Source organism: Paenibacillus sp. AK002 (assembly GCF_053903045.1).
This window is the reverse complement of record NZ_CP096377.1, coordinates 1,191,204-1,210,872: the sequence shown is the minus strand read 5'-3', so window position 1 is coordinate 1,210,872 and position 19,669 is coordinate 1,191,204. Positions and strand designations below refer to the sequence as shown.

Below are 19,669 nucleotides of genomic sequence, written 5' to 3'. Positions count from 1 at the left end.
AAATGGAACTGATTTAACTTAAAAGCGTCTCTGAAGCCAGCGTAAACCCTTCAATCGCGACATCTTCGTCGACTTCAATCATGATGTTGCGTTTACCTTGGAAATTCACCTGTTTGACATACCTTAAATCCTGCGGGCTCACCGAAATCGTAGCTACCTTGGTTTCAATCTTAATGGATTTGGTAGTATACTTCGGCATGACGCTGGTTGCTTTCATCTCATAGTTCTTGTTGTCCACGATGGTTTCGAATGCCCGCTCCACCTTCTCGGTTGTCACGTCCTCTACGCCGCTTGCGTTCAGCACGCGCTCCAGATCTTTATAATCCAGCTTCGGAGGTTCTTCCTCCTTCGTCTCTTCGTTCATTTCGATCACCCGGTTGATTTCCTCGTACACCTGGGCAATGGTGGCTGAATCGAGCTGTTCGCCGGCCACTTCCTTGACGATATCCTCGAAGATCGCTCGCTCTTCAAGTGCCGTCACGGATCTTTCTCCGTTCAAGACCTGCTCGACAAAATGCGGATCCGGAAAATTCGATTTTCCCGTACAATACAAAATACGATTCACATCGGAATAATTGTCCGTCACGCTAGGATACAGGAATCCTTGCTCTGGCGCACTTAACTTGATAATCGGATCTACAATGACATTATACTTGAACTCCCGCTCCACATAATCGAACAAGAGCGTCTTCCGTTGTTTCTCCGTAGAATTCACGCTGCATAAAATGAACGGATGGGCGAACACCTCGTTCTTCTCGCTCTCTTCCGCTTCATCGTTTCTCGCCTTGGTCGGCAAATAATACTGTCCCCGAACGAACGTGACCACCATGTCCCGCTCATATTGGGCATCCTTCAGCATTCGATCCACCAGCATCAGCATCAAGTCCTGCCATTCTTCCGGATCACCCGACACGAGCGCTTGGTGAAGCATGACCTGCGCCGGTTCCTCCGCTGCTTCCTGGAACCTCAATTCGAACAATTTTTGATCCAGCTCGCCGGTCAGCAGTTTTTTGAAATTCCCCATGTATAACTCTTGCTTCTCCCGATCCACCAGCTCGAACGGCAGGCGCTCCCAATGATAGATTTCATTCGTTTCCTTTGTAATATAGACATTGAGAATATCGTAAATATTCATTAAATCGTGATCCAGCTTAAATTGCTTGCGTATATTGGCGACTTCTTTTTTGTTCATATCCGATTCGGCAGCTCCTTCAATATAATCTGGCTTAATTAGTATAAATTATTGGAACGCAAATTGGTAAGTGATCTTGGCTTGCATTGTCGTGCCTAGGGTCCATATCCCTATGGCCCTGATCTTTTATTGTGGCATATTTAAATACCTGAGTCGAGGATATTCCTTGAAAAAACATCTGACTTCACCGTGTGTATTTTCCTTATCTCGGACCGGCATCATCATGGAAAATATCAAAAAGAAGTCGGTTGATTCATCAGGGGAGTCAGGCTCGTAATAAAAAAATGGTGATACGGGTTCGTTCCGTATCACCATTTCATGTTACTCTGTTCGCACGCCATTCGCCGCCGAGCATCCATACGAATGCTGCCTGGCTATGCGCCACTTCTCATGTGGCCGCAAAGCTCCCGAGCGAGGCACATGCCTTGCGCGTTACAGCTTGCCCGCAGCTTTCACTTTCACGAGCAGCGCATTGCCCGGCAAATACGCAATCGGAATGTCCTCGACGGACACGATCTGTACGGTCTCCGGATTCGCGCCAGCTGCCGTTGCCTCGTTCATGGCGCTTTCCTTCGCATCGCGGATGACGTCGTCATAGCTCCAGTCGTCCAGCGAATAGATCCGCTCCGACTCGCCGCTAACCTCTCCCAGCGCCGCGCCGATTGCGTTCGCCGCATCATAATTGTCCGGCCGGATGATTCGGCTTGCCCCTGCCAGCGTATCCGGTACCAACAGACTGCCGCCGCCAACCAGAATGACATCGACCGGGTCGGCACTCGTTTTCATCCGGTCAATGGCATCCTCCAGAATCTGCTGCATGACGGCATCCACCTTACCGCATACAGCTTCGTCCACTGCATCCGCGTTTGTGCCCGGCCATGCGGCCCGGCCCATCTTCACGGCTACGTCCGTTGTCGTCAGCGTATCTCCGCCAAAGATGAGGGCCCGTGTCGTCAGCTTGTAGCCCACGCTGTCCGGGCCAACCGTTACGCCGCCTGCGTCGTCCAGCCGGACGATCGTGCCGCCGCCGAGGCCAATGGACAAAATGTCCGGCATCCGGAAATTCGTGCGAATGCCGCCGATATCCACCGCTGCCGACGACTGGCGCGGAAAGCCTTGCACGAGCACGCCGATATCCGTCGTCGTGCCGCCGATGTCAACGACCAGCGCGTCGCTCAGCCCGGACAAGTGTGCAGCGCCCCGAATCGAATTCGTCGGTCCGCACGCAATCGTCAGAATCGGGTAACGGAGCGCATATTCGCTCTTCATCAACGTGCCGTCATTCTGGCAAATGTACAGCTGGGCATGGATGCCGAAGCCGTTCAGCGCTTCCTCAAATCCGCGCACTACGCCTGCAATAACTTGCAGCAGCGCCGCGTTCAGCACGGAGGCATTCTCCCGCTCCAGCAATCCGATGCTGCCGATCTCGCTGGAGTAGGTAACCGGCATGTCCGAACCCAACACCTCGCGCACGATCTCTCCAACGCGCTTCTCCTGCTCACGATTCACAGGAGCAAATACGCCGCATACCGCCACCGCATCGACTTCGCCGCTCATCCGGCGGCACAGTTCGGCGATCTCCTCTTCATCCAGATTGGCGATCTTGCGGCCGTCATACTCATAGCCGCCTGAGGCGACATAGCTATGCGGCCCAACTGCCGCGCGCAGCGATTCGTCCCAGCCGGCCAGCGGCGGAACCGCCGTCGTGGCCGGTGCGCCGATGCGAATCAGGCCGATCCGGCCGAGATGCTTGCGCTCCACGATGGCATTGGTGCAATGCGTGGTGCCGAGCATCGCATAGCGAATGTCTGCTCCATTCACGCCGCTTTCGTGCAGCAGCCGGCGAACGGCTTCCACAATGCCTTCGTTCACGTCGGCAGTCGTATGGACCTTCACCTTGTGCACGCAGCGCAAGTCGGAATCCAGCAGGGCGGCGTCCGTATTCGTCCCTCCCACATCAATGCCAATGCGGTAATTCCGGTTTGCATTAGAAGTTGTAGTCTTGGTCATTTCGCCGCACCTCCTTTCGAAGCCAACGTCTCGATCGGCACATAATCAAAGTCATAACCGAAATATCTCGGCCCGGCCGTCTCAATGCCTTTTGGCGTGCGCCATTTGTCGTCGCATGGCAACCCTGCTGCCGTCACCCGGGCACCATACTTCAAGTTCTCCGTCGTCACCGGCATGCCCGTATCCTGATCCAACAGCGTAATCAGATCAGGCGTAATCGCGAGCGGTTGATCGTCAACGGTGGCGAGCAGGAACTCATTCTGGAAAAACAGCCGCATCGTTGTTCCCTTGTTCTCGCCGGTACCTTCGAATACGGCTTCGCCGCGCGTAAAACCGCCATCCATGCGGCGTCGGATATCCACGGCCTTGCCATGGAACAAGGCATGGCCGTTCAGCTTCGCGAGCAATTCGCGCACAGGGTTCAGCTTCTGCTGCTTTGCTTCGAACAGCGTCCGCCCGATCTCATAGGCGAGCGTCAGCGTGCCGCCGATCGCGCTCTGCTTCACCTGCGCGCCGGATACCGGATAATCGCAGATGGAGGCAGAACCACCCATCTCCACCGTCAGCGCACGTGCCATCCGTTCTTCCCACACGCCGTCAATCGTATGCATCAGCGCGCTGTTTCCGCGCTCGTCCGCCATCGCCACCGGGCTGCACGGGATGCCTTCCAGATGGAACGTCACCATCTGCGATTCGGGAAACGCACGCCCCATCGCATCGGCATCGACGAGCGGAATTCCCCGCTGTGCCGCCGCAATGACGGGAACGAGCGAGTTGCCGCCGCCGACCTCGATCGGCATAACGGCATCCACCTTGCGGCCGAGCTCTTTTTCCATCAGGTCAAGCGGTTTGGTCAGCTGTTCAGCCGAAGGGATTTTCTCCAGCATCACCGTCGGTGCTCCGATCATCGATACCGGCACGATAAGCCCTTCATCGTCCAGCTCTTCGAGCTGGGCAATTCGGACCGGGCCAAACTTGCGGATCGCCTCCATGGCCATCAATTTTCCGACATGCGGATCTCCACCGCCGCCCGTGCCAAGCACCGCAGCTCCGATCGCGATATATTCAATGGCTTGTTCATCCAATGTAGTTAATCTGGTTGCTTTGTTCATGCTTTCATCCCTTCTTTACTACCCATTTGCCTATGATTGCTTGCACGATAAATGCCATCAAGAAGCTGTCCAGCGCCGGAACCTGGGTTACCTGGAACCATCCGAGCCCATCCGGGGCCATCGTTGTCATGAACCCGAAGAACGTGGCGATGACCCAGACGACGATGGAGCGGGGAATCCAGCTCCGATTGCTGTCCAGTCCGTCAAACGAGAATCTATTTTTGTTCACCAACAAATACTCAGCCGTATAAATGCCGCCCAGCGGTGCGACAAGCATCGTAATGTACGTCAGGAACGTCATGAACCGGTCATAAATGCCAAAGCAAGCAAGTGCCGTGGCAATGAGACCTGCGATAATCGTGATCACGGATTTAGGTACCCGCTTGAAGACAACCGAGAAGCCCAGTCCCGCGGAATATAAATTGTTCGTATTGGTCGTCCATTGTGCCAGCGTCAGCACGATGATTGCCGGAATACCGAGTCCGAGCGTCAGCAGAATGCCCGTCAGATCGTCGGAATCCATCGTACGCGACAGGAAAATCGCAATGATGGTCATGAAGCTGTTACCGACAAAGAAACCGATAAACGCTGCGGTAACGGCATGCTTTGGCGTTTTGGCCCAGCGCGCGATGTCAGGGGACAGCGCCGTTCCAAGGATAAAGATACCGATGACCAGCGAAATCGCCGTCCCCATCGGCAGAGCCTCCCCCTCGAACGGTGCCCAGACGGTGCTTCCGCCTTCCCCGTTAAGCGCCATCACCAGCGCGATAATGATAAACACGACGAGCAGCGGTACCGACCAGACGCTTAATTTTTCAATCGCCCTGTAGCCCCAGATCGCCGTGGACATCATCAGAAGTCCGCCAATGATCGACAGTACCCAGAGCGACCAATGCCAGCCCCATAGCTCGCTTAACGCCGTCTGGAAGTTGGAAGCGAAGAAGCCGACCTGAACGCCGAACCAGCCCAGCGATGAAATGCCGAGAATGACCGAGACGATGAGCGCCCCTTGGTTCCCAAACAGAAACCGGCTGATCATGGCCGTCGACAGTCCTGTTTTGGCTCCCACATATGCGCAGACAGCCCCGATCATGCCCAATATGGCTGAACCGACGATGACCGCCGTCAGCGAGTCGCCGATGCTCATACCCGCGCCGAGCTGCGCACCCAGGAACATCGCGGACAGGTCAATGCCGATTGCAATCCAGACGAATGCCATCGAGAGCCATGATTTCCGCAAATGCTGGGGTACGGGCTCCCGTTCGTAATCTTCTATTTTCGTATCGTTGCTCATGTTCCACCCTCTGCTTTCTGTACCATCTTGTTGATTGCCTAAGCTTCGACGGATCTCCAGAACATCTCAAAGGCATGTTTCAGTTTCCGTTCGAACAGCTCCGGCGATTTATAGTAGTAATATTGCATGCCCAGTCCGTCCATCAAGGTGAGGTACGAATCCACCAGCGTCTCCATCGGGACGATGGCCAGTTCGCCGCTTTCCAGACCTTCCTGCATGATCTCACTGATAATGCTGCTCAAAAGCGTATCGAAACGCCCAAACGCCTCCTGCATCCGATCCATTAGGAAATCCGGCGGGAAAACCAAGTACCGGAAGGCAAATACGGCAAGCTCCTGCTTGTCCCGGTGGAAATCGTATTGGCGAAGCAGCAGCGCATGCAATTTTTTCTTCGTGCTCATTCCTTTGCTGGTTTCTGCCATCGCTTGGATATATTCGTTATAGGCGCTCATCGATTCTTCGAAGACCGTCATGAACAGATCTTCCTTGCTTTCGAAAAAGGCGTAGATTGCCGGAGTTTTGACGCCAACCTCCTTCGCGATTTCCGATAATGCCGTTCCATCGTAGCCCTTCTGTCCGAATAACCTCAGCGCAGCCTCTTTCAGCTTCGATCTGGTCATGTTCATCCCCTTTTCGCCATTTAATTAACGTTAATTAAGTAGATTATACAACTTTTTGCATAAAAATCAATGTATTTGATGGCTCTGCCAAATTATCTTTCAATCCTTATACGTTCAACATTCAAGCAGGACCATGTACTAAGTGGATAAAATCCCCATACCAAAAAGAGATATCCTTACTCGAAGGATACCTCTTCTGATACTTGAACCTATTCATTCAAACAATCTTTGATGTTTATGAAAAAACCGGTAAAAGAATTGGACATTGTCCAGCTCAAACCATTCTGCCGTTTGCAACATCTTGGCATCGAGGTTGTAGATTTTCGCATGAAGCGTACCCAGAACAAAGGGAGAATGCGTAGCAATAATAAACTGACTGTCGAAATAACGCGCCAAATCGTTCATTTGCTCGGCCAGCTTGATTTGATTCGCCGGAGAAAGCGACGTTTCCGGTTCATCCAGTAAATACAGTTGACCGGGAAGCAAATATTCCTCAAAAAACTGCATCGAGCTTTCCCCGTTCGAATACTTCTCTTGAGCGAATTGAATGATGTCCATCTTCTTCTTGAATTCATACGACTGCTCCAGCTCTTCTACCTCGGCCTTACTCTTTCCTTGAACGAGCTGCTCATGCAGCAGCCCTTCGCGAAGCACGCTTTCCTGCTGTATTTTCTTGATTTCATACAACAGATCCTCCGACTTGATGTAACGGCTCCCGTCGGGAAGCTTATATAGGGGACGCTCCTGATCATCATGCCCGAGTTGATAGCTGCTTTCCTCGATAAACCGCTGCGCGTACGCGTTGTGACCATAGCTTGTCATTCGCTCAGCGCCCGCGATTCCCAATTTATTGGCGATCAGATTCAGCAAGGTGGACTTGCCGGAGCCGTTACTGCCGTATAATACCGTGATTCGATCAAACAGCAGAACCTCCCCTGCCATGTGCCTGAACACATGATCGGGATAGATATTCGGGTTGCTCGAAATGGTAGAAGAGAGTTTGAAGTTACTTAAATATAGCATCGCCCTTGCTCCCCTCTCGGAAAATGAAATGATTCAAGTTTGATATTCATACCTGGCCATTCTATGGATGCAACCATCCGACCCACACAGTCTTTCTATTCAAGAACGGTCCAAATATCCAGTGCCGTCAGACGAATCGCCTCAAACTCATGATTCTCGTACGCTCTTAAACGGTCGGTACAAGCCTCGCAAATTGTCCGCATTGCATCTTGTTTCTTCCTCAGGATAGAGCAATAGCGACAGGACCTATCCCAGCAATTCTTTAGCTCCGTTCATCACTAAGGGCATAGTCTGTTTAACGAATGATTCCGCACTTATTAGACGCCCCTCATTATTCCAAGCGTAAGCCGCCCCATACATCCCCCAACTTAACATGTTAGTAGCTGTATTCATTAAGAATTGCGCGTTTGAACTTGACAGCATCTTGTCTTTGTCTATAAAGGAAAGAAGTATCGTCTGAATTTTTTCCTTTATTTGAATTTCGAATACAGCTCCAAGCGATGTATACCTTCTTTTGCACATAGTGCTTAGACTCTTGTGAAAATCGCATACCCCCAGAAAAATACTCTGAATGGTTTCTTCATTTAATACTTCGTGACCGCTTATTCTACGATTTATGATTGTCATAAAGGAATCCATTAGTCTGGCCTCTAGAATTTCGAATTTATCTACAAAGTGCGCATAAAAAGTCGCTCTGTTAACAGTAGCCCGCTCTGCAATATCCCTAACGGTTATCGATTCAAAGTCTTTTTCTTGAATTAACGAAGCAAAAGCGTCTTGAAGGAGTCGCCGTGTACGTATCACACGAGGATCAGCTTCATTCTTTTTAATTGCCATGGTTTTGATCTCCCCAATAAAACGACATTATAGAATTGGTGTTGTCTATACAACGGTTTATGGTTTTTGATGATTGCGCACCATTCTGTTGTTATCATAACATATAAATACAACAGGTGTTGTTCAAACAACTAATGTTGTATTGAACAAAATGCAGAATACCGCTTTTCCAAAAGGAGGAGAGAACCATGTCGGTTTCACAACCGTCACTTACGATGGAGCACCAACTTTTTTTGATGTTATTCGAGAACGTCGGTCGGTTCGTAGCTATGATCCCGAGATCAAGATTTCGCGGGAGGAATTGACCGAAATATTGCGGCAAGCCACGCTGGCCCCTTCAGCCGCTAACCTGCAGCCGTGGCGGTTTCACGTTATCGACTCGCCGGAGCTGAAGCAGACGCTGCTTCTGATCGCATCCAATCAACAGCAAGTGGTCGAGGCTTCGGCTGTCATTGCGGTACTCGGAGATTTGGAGTGATATAAATTGGCGGCCTTCTTTGATTAGATGATCACAATTAACCTATATATGAGTATATGCTGATATATGCATTAATTGCGATTTTTATTTATTTCGATATTTTTAAAAACATCGTTATTTAAACACATCGGGAGAGTGAATTATGAAGAGCACATGGAAAGTTTACGTTCTAGCCTTGGTCAGCTTTTTAGTTGGAACATCCAATTACATCATTTCCGGGATATTGGACCGGATCGCAGAGACGATGGGAACAAGCGTTGCGGCAGCAGGCCAGCTCATTACGGTTTATTCCCTGGCCTATGCGGTCGGCACGCCTATTTTAATGGCGCTGACGGCCAAAATGGACCGGCGTAAGCTCCTACTTTATTCGCTGGGCCTCTTTATTATCGCAAATCTGCTGACATTTATATTGTCCGGCTTCGGTCTCTTCATTGCCGCTAGAATCATTACGGCGTTAGGCGCCGGGGTAGTCACCGTTAACGCGCTCAGTATCGCCGCCAAAATCGCTCCGCCAGGCAAGCAAGCCAGCGCCATCGCCAACGTCACCATGGGCATTACCGCATCGCTCATCATCGGCGTCCCACTCGGCAGAATGGTAGCCTCGGCTTTTGGCTGGAAAGCGGTATTTCTGGCCATCGCAATTGTCGGGGGCATCGCCATGCTTGTCATTGCTGCGGTTTTTCCACGTATGCGGGGCGACAAGCCTGTCCCTTTGATCAAACAATTTGCTTTGTTAAAAAAACCTCAGGTCTTTGTTGCTTTAGCGATTACTTTTTTCTGGTTGGGCGGATATTCCCTTGCCTATACTTACATCTCCCCTTTTCTGCTAGAGGTGACTCATTTAAATGAATCATTGATTAGCGCAGCTCTGTTCGTGTTCGGCATTGCCAGTTTGATTGGCTCGAAAGTCGGCGGCTACAGCGCGGATAAACGGGGCATTATATTCACGCTCGTTTCAGGGATGGCGCTTCACGTCATTTCGTTGATTTTGCTATCCTTAGTCGGACAGTCGGTCATTGCCGTATTCGCCATTTTGATCCTCTGGTCTTTTGCCGCCTGGTCATCCGCTCCAGCGCAGCAATTTAACCTGGTCAAGCTTGTTCCTGAATCCTCGGGCGTCATGCTGAGCTTGAACAGTTCCATGATGCAGTTTGCCATGGCTGTCGGCGCAGGAATCGGCGGGCTGATCGTTAACCGTGTTTCTTTGGCATCCATTACCTGGTTCGGGGTATTCGGCGTTCTCATCGCCATCATTGCCGTGTTTGTATTGTCCAGCATGGCATCACGGCATTCGGCGGTGCAGACAGCGGATTAACGGTATGCTAAACAAGGATATTTGATAAAGGACTCTGCTCACTAAGTTGATCTTTCGGATCTTATCCATTCTTAACAATAAACAGTCCGCAAATGAACTGCCCCCCATTGTGGGACGCAACAATCATCCTGCTCAGAATATAATTGGAGGTATGACTCATGCAAAGACCAGAAATGAAGGTTTGATCACATTGAACAACTAGGGACCATCCAAAAAAACACGGCGACCTCTCTCCTGATTGAATTCCGGAAAAGGTCGCCGTTTATATTAATATCTCGTTTTATTGTCTAGCTACCCCAGTATTGCTTGGCAATCTGTTGACCCTGATCGATTTTCGCCCATTGCTCGGCCTCGCTTAGCTCGTTACCGCCATCGCAGGATGCAAAGCCGCATTGATGCGAGAGCAGCAGACGATCCTTATCAATGATTTTGGATGCTTCGTCAAGCAGACGGACGACGCGTGCTTCATCATCCAGCGTATTGGTTTTGGAAGACAGCAAGCCCAGAACAATCTCCGTTTCCGGTCTGTCCTTGAATACCTCCAGTGCTTCAATCGAACCCGCACGATCGTCATCCCATTCCAGGAAGAAACGATCATATTTCAACTGCTTCAGGAACAGGTTGGCGATTTTCGCATAAGATCCACCGCCCATATTGCGGGAATCATAGTTGCCGCGGCAGTTATGCGTCCACATTTTCAAGCCGAGGCTATGGCCGAAGTCAATCACCGTATTGTTAATCTCAATAAATTCGGTGGCGAGACCCTGTACTTCCGCTTGATTAATATGCTCCCCTGTAAACGGAGAGTTCGGGTTGTCGTCTGCAAACAACTCCCACAGGCAGTCGTCAAATTGTAGAATCTTACCGCCAGCCGCAGCGAATTCCGCCACGAATTCCTTATACGCGCTCACAAGGCCCGCTTTGAGCTCCTGTTTGTTCTGATAAACCGCATCCGTGCCGCCAATGTTATCCGACCAGGAGAGTTCACCGTAGATATGAGAAGGAGATGGTACGCAAAGCTTCGTTTGCTGATCGCCAGCCGTTTCTTGCAGCTGTTTGAACAACTTAATGAAGTGATGATTCTTTCCGCTCAGTTTGCCTGTAATGCGCAGGCCAATATCTTTGCGTGTTTCATATTTCGAGGTTCCGTCCACATCCCGGAAAAAGTAGCCATGGTCCGCGATATAACGCTGGGCTCCGTCAAAGCCCCATACAAAATCCAGATGCCACATCGATTTGGAGAATTCGCCGTCCGTAACAACCGACAGGTTATGCTCGATTTCCTTTTTCACGACCTGTTTGATCGCCTCGGTCTCGCACTCGGCATACCCTTCGAAATTTTCATAGAACGGATACCGGATATCATCACGATGTTCAATTTGCGTTTTATATTTCAGCAGCTCTTCGGGCCGCAACAAACTTCCTACGATCTGGAACTTATCAGTCATGTACATAACCCCCTCGTTGTATAGCGATATCATATCACGACGAGCAGAGTTATAAGGCATACCAAAATCTCATAACTAGTTATAGCTAAAAGCTATAGCAAGAATGACGGACTGAGATTGCCCAAAAGAAAAAACACAGCCAAAACGGCCATGTTTTCCAAAAATAATATTTGTTCTCCTGAAGCGCGCGCTGGTGTTCTCCAGCCTGTCCATTTAATTTCCTCGTTCATCTGCCTCATCAGAATGCTTGCTTCCAAACTCATCGAGGAGCGCACGTACTTCACTTGTTGACTTTGCGTTCATTAATTGATTTCGGAGTTCACTTGCCCCTCGGAATCCACGGACATAGATTTTGAAGAAGCGGACAAGTGCGCTGAAGGAGCGCCGCATCTGTGCCGAATATTGATCATGTAGATCCAGATGCAGCCGCAGCAGATCAAGCAATTCCTCACTGCTATGATCCTTCGGCTCCTTCTCGAAAGCAAATGGATTATGAAAAATCCCGCGCCCAATCATAATGCCATCCACACCGTATTGTTCAGCGAGCTTCAGGCCGGTCTGACGGTCAGGAATATCCCCGTTAATGGTCAGCAGTGTATCGGGTGCCACCTCATCGCGAAGCTTCTTAATCTCCGGAATCAGTTCCCAATGCGCGTCGACTTTGCTCATTTCCTCTCTTGTCCGCAGATGAATGGACAGATTGACAATGTCTTGCTTCAAAATATGGGTTAGCCAGTCGCGCCATTCGTCTACGGCACTAAAACCGAGCCTTGTTTTTACACTGACGGGCAATCCCCCGGCTTTGGCTGCCTGGATAATGTCCGCTGCAATGTCGGGACGGCAGATCAGTCCGCTTCCCTTCCCATTCTCGGCTACATTCGCTACAGGACAACCCATATTAATATCGATGCCTTTAAACCCTTCTTTCGCCATGCCGATACTCATCTGACGAAAGAATTCCGGCTTATCTCCCCAGATATGGGCTACCATCGGCTGTTCATCCTCCGTAAAAGTCAAACGTCCGCGCACACTGTGGTTCCCATCCGGGTGACAGTAGCTCTCGGTATTCGCAAACTCCGTAAAAAACACATCCGGTCTGGCTGCTTCGCTTACGACATGGCGAAACACAACATCCGTCACATCTTCCATGGGCGCCAGTATAAAGAAAGGCCGTGGTAAATCACGCCAAAAATTGTCTTTCATATTAAAAACTCCTCTATACATACCAGGACAAATCTTTATCCCGAAATAGTAAATACAACCTGTTCATGTCCTTGCTTTTCCTTCACTTATAGCATGTTTAAGCAGCTTAATCAAACGGCAGTTTATGTTATATCGCAGACACTTCAATGACTATATCATAATCCAGAGAGGAGCATACTCCCCATAAATTCGAAAAAAGGAGAGGCGATCGCTAGAACAAGAGCTTTAATTTCGTGCGGTTCCGTTGGCAACGAACTAAAAAGCCGTCCCGCACTGATTATTAGGGTTCGATTGCCATGACCGCTCCCCCTCCATGATGCTTTAGAACAGCCAGTTGCAACTTTGGTAGAATGATGATCGTCTATTCTATGTGCTTCCCCTAAGGGGCATGAACTTGAATCGGTTTTTGGATTCGATAACCACTTAAAAATAAATATATTCATAAAATTCCCATACGTTTCAACTGATGGATACTGTAATATGGATAAGTGCTTTAAGAAATAAGTATTTTTGGCAACTCGGATGGTGGATACGGAAAATTATGATGTATACGGATTGGTTTTATTGGCTGTTCGTGTTCGTGGCTGTCGTCACGTATCACCTTATGCCGCATCGTCTCAGACCCTGGGTGCTCTTTGCCTCAGGCGTCGCATTTTACTACAATTATGCAGGTGATTACCTGTTCCTGTTGCTTGCGGAAGTTGTCATTGCCATTGTTGTCGCGAAAGCCGCGGCGAAATGGAGAAAGCGATGGATTTACCCCGCTGGTATCCTTACCGCCATTCTCGTGCTTGGTTATTTCAAGTATACCAACATGATGCTGGATACGTTAAATGAGTTATTTGCTTTTGTTATCAGCCCTTCTTGCCTAAGGCAGAGCAGATTGTGCTCCCGCTCGGCATTTCCTACTTTACGTTCGAGCTGATTCATTACTTGGTTGAACGCAAACGCGGAACGCTGCCGGAGCATCGGCCGGAAGGTCTGTTGTCGTTCATTTTCTTCTTCCCGTCGATGGTGGCGGGCCCAATTAAGCAATTTCAGATGTTTAATCCGCAGCTAACATCGAGATTTCACTTGGAACACATGCTGATCGGAGTCGCCCGAATCGGGTGCGGCCTTTTCAAAAAGCTCGTCCTCGCCGGATCCATTGATATGCTGGCGCAGCCCGTCTACTCAGCATCCGGCATAGCTGAGGCAGATACCGCCAGACTCTGGATTTCGCTTGTCGCCTATACGTTCGTCATCTATTTTGATTTTTCTGGCTATTCAGACATTGCCATCGGGACAGCTCGCTTGTTCGGCATTGTCATCCCGGAGAACTTCCGCTTCCCTTATTTGGCCCGCAGCATAGCCGAGTTCTGGAACCGTTGGCACATTTCGCTCGGTTCATGGCTGACCCGCTATGTGTATTTTCCCCTCGGGGGAAGCCGTGTTCCTGCTCCCCGGGTCTATTTCAATCTGATGGCGACGATGACTGTCTCCGGCCTCTGGCACGGAGCCGCCTGGAATTTCGTCATTTGGGGCATGTTCCATGGCGTGATGCTGTGCATTCATCGCTATTATGTGAAGCAGCTAAAGCCTGCATTAAAGCCTGTTCCGAAATGGCTGAAGCCGGTAACGGTCACTGTCGCGATGTTGATCACATTCTTCGGTGTAACGATCAGCCGCGTATTTTTCATATTGCCGATCGCAGACGGATGGGATTTAATGCTCCGGCTGCTTGGTATGCGATAAGTTACCGATTCTCGAATATGGATGGAAATGGAAGTGTAAGATGTCTTGCGTAAATTAGTTTTGAATAAAACCGTGTTCGTCATGCTGATCTCCTTTGCCTTGATCGGATTGCTTGGATTGAGCATTGAAGCCGATCAAGTGGTCGATCAAATGAGACAAGAAGTCGTGACGCATGCGGAAAAAGAGCTTCGCGTTCCGACATACGATGCCATTGTCTTTACGCCGTTATGGGTCGAATACTTGAAGGGGCATCCGGATGACGGCACAAAGGCGATCGGCATGTTTGGGCCCTCCACGGTCTTCGGCACGACCGTACAAAAGGGGGAGAATACCTCGGCCGGCGTCCTTCAAGCTCATTTGAAAGACAGCCGCGTGATCAACCTGGGGATTTCCGGCGGAAGATTTACGGAGACTTACGCCCTGCTCGCCTCGATGATTGACGAGATTGATTTTGTCGTCTATGAGATCAATTATGGGATCGTCGTCGTCTCGGATAATGAGCCGAACGTTGTCGTCTATCCGTCGCTGGTGGAGAAGCTGGGTCAACCTATCCCGCGCAGCTGGCTGGTTGATTTCCCAGACAAAAACCGCGAATCGCTCCCAAGCAACGCCCACAATTGGGTGACGTCCCATTTCCTGAATAAGTGGACCCTCTATCATGATCGCGACGCGATCAGTTACCGTCTGTTCATGACTCGTACGCCGATGGAGAAAATCCGCCAGGAAGTCCACAAGAACGAAAATGAAAGAAAAGGGATAGAAGAAAGCTATACGCCGATGTATACCGCTTATGACAAAATGAATGACGCTCAACAGGAAGGCATCGACAAGCACTATGCAGAGCTTTATCGGTGGAGTAAGCCTTTTGATCAAGATCGCAGCTTCGGGTTGTTCATGATTGAAAAAACGCTTGAACTGCTGCAGGAGCATCATAAGAAAGCCGTGTTCTATTCGGCTCCGCTGGATAAAGAGCATATTGCCAACAAGAAGCTTTTCCATTGGAGCGAATATACCGAAGCGATGGGCGCTTATCAGAAGTTGGTAGAGTCGAGAGGATACCCCTATATCGAATTTAATCAAGAGGAGAACAATACAATCCCGCATGAATATTATCGCGACTCGGCCCATCTTATCGACAAAGGGAATAACATGTTTGGCGAAATCTTGTATATGAGGATGAAAGATTATGGAATTACAGCCCCATAGCACCACATCGGCCGAAACGAAAGCCCGCGGCCTCACTCATCATGTCGTAAGGGCACTGATCATGGTGGGAGTGGCACTTGGCGGAGCCATCGTCCTGATCGCCATCGTACTTGGTATTTTATTCTTTTCCGGAGAAACGCAGGAATTTATTTATATGAACTTCTAATGTACATGAAAGCGGCGTGCAATGACTGACTTCCTGTCCTGCATGCCGTTTAGCAATTCATCGTAACGATTGGAACGAAGACGCGATTGCCGCGCATCCCCATCTCGTCCCCAACTATTTTTAGCATCCTACATATTTGCGTTTGGACCCAAGCTGATCTTTATCTACCGCCTTTTGATATCATCGTAAGCGAGTAACGACAATTATTTATGCTCATCACGCACTGCGCCGCAGTTCATAAAAATATTGCACAATCGGATGCTTTAGCTTCATCCTATCTGCCATGTTTACAATCCGCTTTTTGCCGACTCGTCTGTCTACCAAAGCTAGAATATTCAATAAGATATCATCGCTCTCTATGCTTTCTTCTATAGAAGTAGATAAGAACTTATTCGCTGTAGCGACAAAATTGGATTTACTTAATGCAGCCTGTGCTGACAAAAGCTCCTTTGCGAGTACGGATACTTTTCTATTTCTTGCAATGACGTTGAGACGATCCTCTGGAACGGTCCCTTTGGTTTCCTTTCTGACGGCCTCCAATTCATCGTCGCTGATCGGAATTTGGATATGGGGATCATTCTTAATTTCCAGCTCCGTCTGATACCACCTTATGGAGCTGGTTTTATCACTCATAAGGAGTACGTTCTTTTTATCTACCGATATATAACAAAGCCCTGCTTTATCAGGTAAATAACGATAACCGGTTGCGCGATATTCAACTCTTCCAGCTAATGCAGGACTGAGAAAGCTCTCCAGCTGTTGTTTCAATTTGCTCCAGGACATGGTTCCTCCTATGTTTTCAAACCCTGAGGGGTGCGGTATCCATCTGTACATCGTATTCAGTATGAATAAACCCCTGCCAAAAAACAACCCATAACATTAAATAACAAGAACAGACTGCCGTGGCAGTCTGTTCTAGGTTTTACTAATTTCATTCTACGCGATATGCAGCCAAATTGCGGATCAAAGGCTGCTCCACGCTGGAAAGAATACGAACCCGCAATTGATCGGCTTCGACGGTGTCGAATCGGTCGATTTTTTTATGCCCGATCGCACTTCCGCGTACAAGCTCCTTCCATTCGCCATGGCTGAATGCTTCGAGCACATATTCACGCACACGCTCCCCATGAGCAATGTCTTCCATGATGATGACGTGATTGACTGGCTGAATATGCTCCAGCTTCAGAAGCAGCTCGGTTCCTTCTCCACTCGTTTGGCCAACCGGCTGCCCGAATCTGCGGCGGATTTCATCTCCGAATTCGATGACACGCTCCACATCCGCTTCAGGCAGCAGCCCGCGGTTGTCCGGGGATATATTCAAGAGCAGCGTAGCGCCATGGCCGACCGAGCGGTAATAAATATCCAATACTTCCTCCAGGCTTCTTAAGCTTGCTTCATCGTCAGGATGCCAGAACCAGTGAAGCTTGCGGATCGGAACATCGCATTCGGCCGGTACCCAAGACGGAGTCCCTTCCATCCAGGTCATCATATCGCTGGTGAACATGCTCTCCTTCGCCGTGGTGGCCGTATTCCAGCACGGATAAGGCGCAACGCCGTCTTCATTCCCTACCCAGCGAATCGTCGGGCGCCCCATATTAAAGACCATTGCATCCGGCTGGTATTTATCAATCAGACCGATGATTCTGTTCCAATCGTATTCCCTGCCTTGGGAACCGGCTCCGTCGAACCACACTTCGACCAGCGGTCCATACCCGGTCAGAAGCTCCGTTAATTGCTCCGCATAAAAATCGTCATAAGCCTCTTTATCGGGATAACAAGGTTCATGCCGATCCCAGGGGGACAGATATAATCCGAACTGGAGCCCTTCCTCTCTGCAAGCATTGGCAACTTCCCGGACGACATCCCCTTTGCCGCCTTTCCATGGGCTGGACTTCACGGAGTAATCGGTCGTTTTTGTCGGCCACAGACAGAATCCGTCATGATGCTTTGCGGTCAATACCAGATATTTGAAGCCAGCGCGTTTTGCGGTCCTGGCCCACTGCCGGGCATCCAACTGCTCCGGATTGAAGATCTCCGCTGAATCCGTTCCGTCTCCCCACTCCTGATCGCAAAACGTATTCATTCCGAAATGGCAGAACATACCCAGCTCCATATCCTGCCATGCCAGCTGCTGCGGAGATGGCTTTGCAAGTTCATTCATTGAATCATACACCTGCTTTCTATGAGGTTAAATAATCATTCCCTGCACAAGGAATCTCCGTGCGCAGGGAACCGATTTCGCATTATTTTCCGGCATCCAATGCCTTTTGATAGATTTCCAGGTACTGGTTCAGCTGCATGCCATCCAGCCCTTTCACATATGCATCCCATTCTTTGTTAATATCTTTGGAGCCTGTAATAAACTGGGCCATATTGGATTTCACGTAGTCGACAAGCGTTGTCTTGATCTGAGCTACGAGCTCGGCATCTTCAAGCGCTATGAACAATCCCGATGGATATTGCTCCTTGGATTGATACGGTTCATATTCCTCGGAGACTTGATTCAGACGGGTACCGTATCCATCGGGAGCGAGCGGATCCTGAGGAGCTGTCCAGGACGCGCGATAAGCGTAGGTTCTCAGTGATGGACCGATCTGCTCCCAACCGTCATTATGCGTCGGCTTTTTGTCGGGGATAGGAATAGCCGTATATTTAGCCTGCTTTCCATCCATACCCTTTTCTCCGGATTCAGCTTTCCGCCACCCTTTGCCTTCAGGGCCATGTTCCTGCAACACGATCGCTTCTTCCGTATACAGATAATCCGCTAACCGGATGGCGGCAATCTGCTGCTCTTTCGTCGCTTTATTCGTAATCGCAAATTGCGAGACAGCGATTCCCGCAAAATTCAGCGTCTGCTGCACACCATTCGGGCCTTTTAGCGGAGGCAGGGCAACATAATCTTTATGACGCGGCGCCTTATCATCCATGCTGTAAGCATAACTGATTAATGCAGTTGAAAGCGCACCCATAATATTGTCCGGTTCCCGGTTGGCCATTTGCTGAACAGCATCGGCATTCTGGGTAAAGGCTGCGGGATCAATTAATCCCTCTTTGTACAATTGATTCAGATAAAGGAGGCCCTGCTTCCACTCTTCTTTGTTTGCCGTAAAATCAACTTTGCCATCCATGACGCGGAGGAACGTACCCGAACCCTTGTCGACGTAATCATCAAGGATAAACGAGTTCATCAGGAAGGCGGAGACGTTGCCTGCCCACATTTCATCCGAGCCTGTCAGCGGGAGTTCATCTTGTTTGCCGTTGCCGTTCGGATCCTTCTCTTTGAATGCCTTCAGCACCGTATAAAATTCGTCAGTTGTCGTTGGAACAGGCAGTCCCACTTGATCGAGCCATTTTTTATTGATCCACATTTTGAGCGCATTGTCACAATGGTAGCATTCATTGACCTGCGGCAATGCATAGATGTTGCCATCCGGAGTCGTGATGGAGGCTTTCATGTAAGGGATATCCTCCATCGCTTTCTTGATATTGGGTGCATATTGGTCTATCAAATCATTCAGAGGGATAAACACGCCCTGCGACCCATACTTCATTTGCTCTTCCTTGGTCAAATTCCCTTGGAGAATGACTTCAGGATAATCGCCGCCGGCGAGCATGAGCTGCTTGCGGTCGTTCAAAGCATTTTCCGGTACAAGGTCCCAAGCGATATTGATGTTTGTCTTCTCTTCAAGATGTTTGGTAAATAGGTTGGTATCCATGTTTTCGATTGACGCAAACTGAGGCGCGAACATTTTAATGGTCATCGGCTCCTTCACGATCGGATAGGAACCAACAGCATTAAATAAATCTTCATTGGCAGCACCGTTGTCGTCCGTCTTGCCAGTTGACTGATTGCCGGAATTGGTTCCTCCGCAGGCACTAAGCAGCAGCATGCAAGCCATTAGGCAGCTAATGATACCTAGCCAGTTTTTCTTCTTCATGCTCTTTTCCATCGAATATACCCCCCGTTTATCATCCGTATTTCGGGCGTTTGGCCCTTTCCAATGCTTTTGCCTCCACCAGCTTTTGCCGTA

Annotated in this window: 17 protein-coding genes and 1 pseudogene; 6 read left to right on the top strand and 12 right to left on the bottom strand. The window is 49.6% G+C overall.

Features of this window, described 5'->3' with window-relative positions:
* Positions 1-13 precede the first annotated feature (13 nt).
* From M1D70_RS05175 to M1D70_RS05145, 7 genes are all read right to left on the bottom strand, one after another.
* Positions 14-1,192 (bottom strand): DUF4317 domain-containing protein, encoded by a 1,179-nt coding sequence (locus tag M1D70_RS05175; protein ID WP_192569651.1) that lies wholly within the window; start codon positions 1,190-1,192, stop codon positions 14-16.
* Positions 1,193-1,624: 432 nt separating this feature from the next.
* The gene (locus M1D70_RS05170; protein ID WP_456289320.1) at positions 1,625-3,202 is read right to left on the bottom strand and encodes a hydantoinase/oxoprolinase N-terminal domain-containing protein; all 1,578 of its coding nucleotides are present in this window, start codon (positions 3,200-3,202) and stop codon (positions 1,625-1,627) included.
* Entirely contained in the window at positions 3,199-4,314 is a 1,116-nt protein-coding gene (locus M1D70_RS05165) for a DUF917 domain-containing protein (protein ID WP_456289319.1), read from the bottom strand. The genes M1D70_RS05170 and M1D70_RS05165 overlap by 4 nt, the downstream gene beginning before the upstream one ends.
* A gap of 4 nt (positions 4,315-4,318) precedes the next feature.
* Positions 4,319-5,608 (bottom strand): cytosine permease, encoded by a 1,290-nt coding sequence (locus M1D70_RS05160; RefSeq protein WP_456289318.1) that lies wholly within the window; start codon positions 5,606-5,608, stop codon positions 4,319-4,321.
* A 38-nt stretch (positions 5,609-5,646) separates the two neighbouring features.
* Positions 5,647-6,228 (bottom strand): TetR/AcrR family transcriptional regulator, encoded by a 582-nt coding sequence (locus M1D70_RS05155; protein ID WP_009593429.1) that lies wholly within the window; start codon positions 6,226-6,228, stop codon positions 5,647-5,649.
* Positions 6,229-6,441: 213 nt separating this feature from the next.
* A complete protein-coding gene (locus tag M1D70_RS05150) occupies positions 6,442-7,251 on the bottom strand; it encodes an AAA family ATPase (RefSeq protein WP_456289317.1) in 810 nt (269 codons plus the stop codon).
* A gap of 246 nt (positions 7,252-7,497) precedes the next feature.
* The gene (locus M1D70_RS05145) at positions 7,498-8,088 is read right to left on the bottom strand and encodes a TetR/AcrR family transcriptional regulator (RefSeq protein ID WP_456289316.1); all 591 of its coding nucleotides are present in this window, start codon (positions 8,086-8,088) and stop codon (positions 7,498-7,500) included.
* A 188-nt stretch (positions 8,089-8,276) separates the two neighbouring features.
* Here M1D70_RS05145 and M1D70_RS05140 point away from each other — a divergent pair.
* Together M1D70_RS05140 and M1D70_RS05135 are read left to right on the top strand one after the other, a co-directional pair.
* Positions 8,277-8,563 (top strand): annotated as a pseudogene (locus M1D70_RS05140) (nitroreductase family protein); the annotation flags it as partial.
* 145 nt (positions 8,564-8,708) lie between these two features.
* On the top strand, positions 8,709-9,881 hold the full coding sequence (locus tag M1D70_RS05135; protein WP_456289315.1) for an MFS transporter: 1,173 nt from the start codon (positions 8,709-8,711) through the stop codon (positions 9,879-9,881).
* Between the two features lie 287 nt (positions 9,882-10,168).
* Here M1D70_RS05135 and M1D70_RS05130 read toward each other — a convergent pair whose 3' ends face one another.
* The gene (locus tag M1D70_RS05130; RefSeq protein WP_456289314.1) at positions 10,169-11,329 is read right to left on the bottom strand and encodes a cobalamin-independent methionine synthase II family protein; all 1,161 of its coding nucleotides are present in this window, start codon (positions 11,327-11,329) and stop codon (positions 10,169-10,171) included.
* A 213-nt stretch (positions 11,330-11,542) separates the two neighbouring features.
* Positions 11,543-12,532 carry a tRNA dihydrouridine synthase gene (locus M1D70_RS05125; protein ID WP_456289313.1) on the bottom strand — a complete coding sequence of 330 codons (990 nt, stop codon included), beginning with the start codon at positions 12,530-12,532 and terminating at the stop codon, positions 11,543-11,545.
* 541 nt (positions 12,533-13,073) lie between these two features.
* Here M1D70_RS05125 and M1D70_RS05120 point away from each other — a divergent pair.
* Genes M1D70_RS05120 through M1D70_RS05105 form a run of 4 tightly spaced genes read left to right on the top strand, consistent with a single transcriptional unit; the run spans position 13,074 to position 15,638 of the window.
* Complete coding sequence (locus tag M1D70_RS05120; protein ID WP_456289312.1) at positions 13,074-13,457, top strand: hypothetical protein; 384 nt, start codon at positions 13,074-13,076, stop codon at positions 13,455-13,457.
* On the top strand, positions 13,397-14,266 hold the full coding sequence (locus tag M1D70_RS05115; protein ID WP_456289311.1) for an MBOAT family O-acyltransferase: 870 nt from the start codon (positions 13,397-13,399) through the stop codon (positions 14,264-14,266). The genes M1D70_RS05120 and M1D70_RS05115 overlap by 61 nt, the downstream gene beginning before the upstream one ends.
* A 45-nt stretch (positions 14,267-14,311) precedes the next feature.
* Positions 14,312-15,472 carry a hypothetical protein gene (locus tag M1D70_RS05110; protein ID WP_456289310.1) on the top strand — a complete coding sequence of 387 codons (1,161 nt, stop codon included), beginning with the start codon at positions 14,312-14,314 and terminating at the stop codon, positions 15,470-15,472.
* The gene (locus tag M1D70_RS05105) at positions 15,453-15,638 is read left to right on the top strand and encodes a hypothetical protein (protein WP_456289309.1); all 186 of its coding nucleotides are present in this window, start codon (positions 15,453-15,455) and stop codon (positions 15,636-15,638) included. Before M1D70_RS05110 ends, M1D70_RS05105 begins: the two co-directional genes overlap by 20 nt.
* 216 nt (positions 15,639-15,854) lie before the next feature.
* Here M1D70_RS05105 and M1D70_RS05100 read toward each other — a convergent pair whose 3' ends face one another.
* The 3 genes from M1D70_RS05100 to M1D70_RS05090 form a co-directional block, all read right to left on the bottom strand.
* A complete protein-coding gene (locus M1D70_RS05100; protein WP_456289308.1) occupies positions 15,855-16,421 on the bottom strand; it encodes an SF0329 family protein in 567 nt (188 codons plus the stop codon).
* A gap of 148 nt (positions 16,422-16,569) precedes the next feature.
* Positions 16,570-17,799, bottom strand: a complete 1,230-nt coding sequence (locus tag M1D70_RS05095; protein ID WP_456289307.1) for an alpha-L-fucosidase — start codon at positions 17,797-17,799, stop codon at positions 16,570-16,572.
* Between the two features lie 82 nt (positions 17,800-17,881).
* Positions 17,882-19,588: an ABC transporter substrate-binding protein gene (locus M1D70_RS05090; RefSeq protein WP_456289306.1), complete on the bottom strand. Its 1,707-nt coding sequence runs from the start codon at positions 19,586-19,588 to the stop codon at positions 17,882-17,884.
* Between the last annotated feature and the right edge of the window lie 81 nt (positions 19,589-19,669).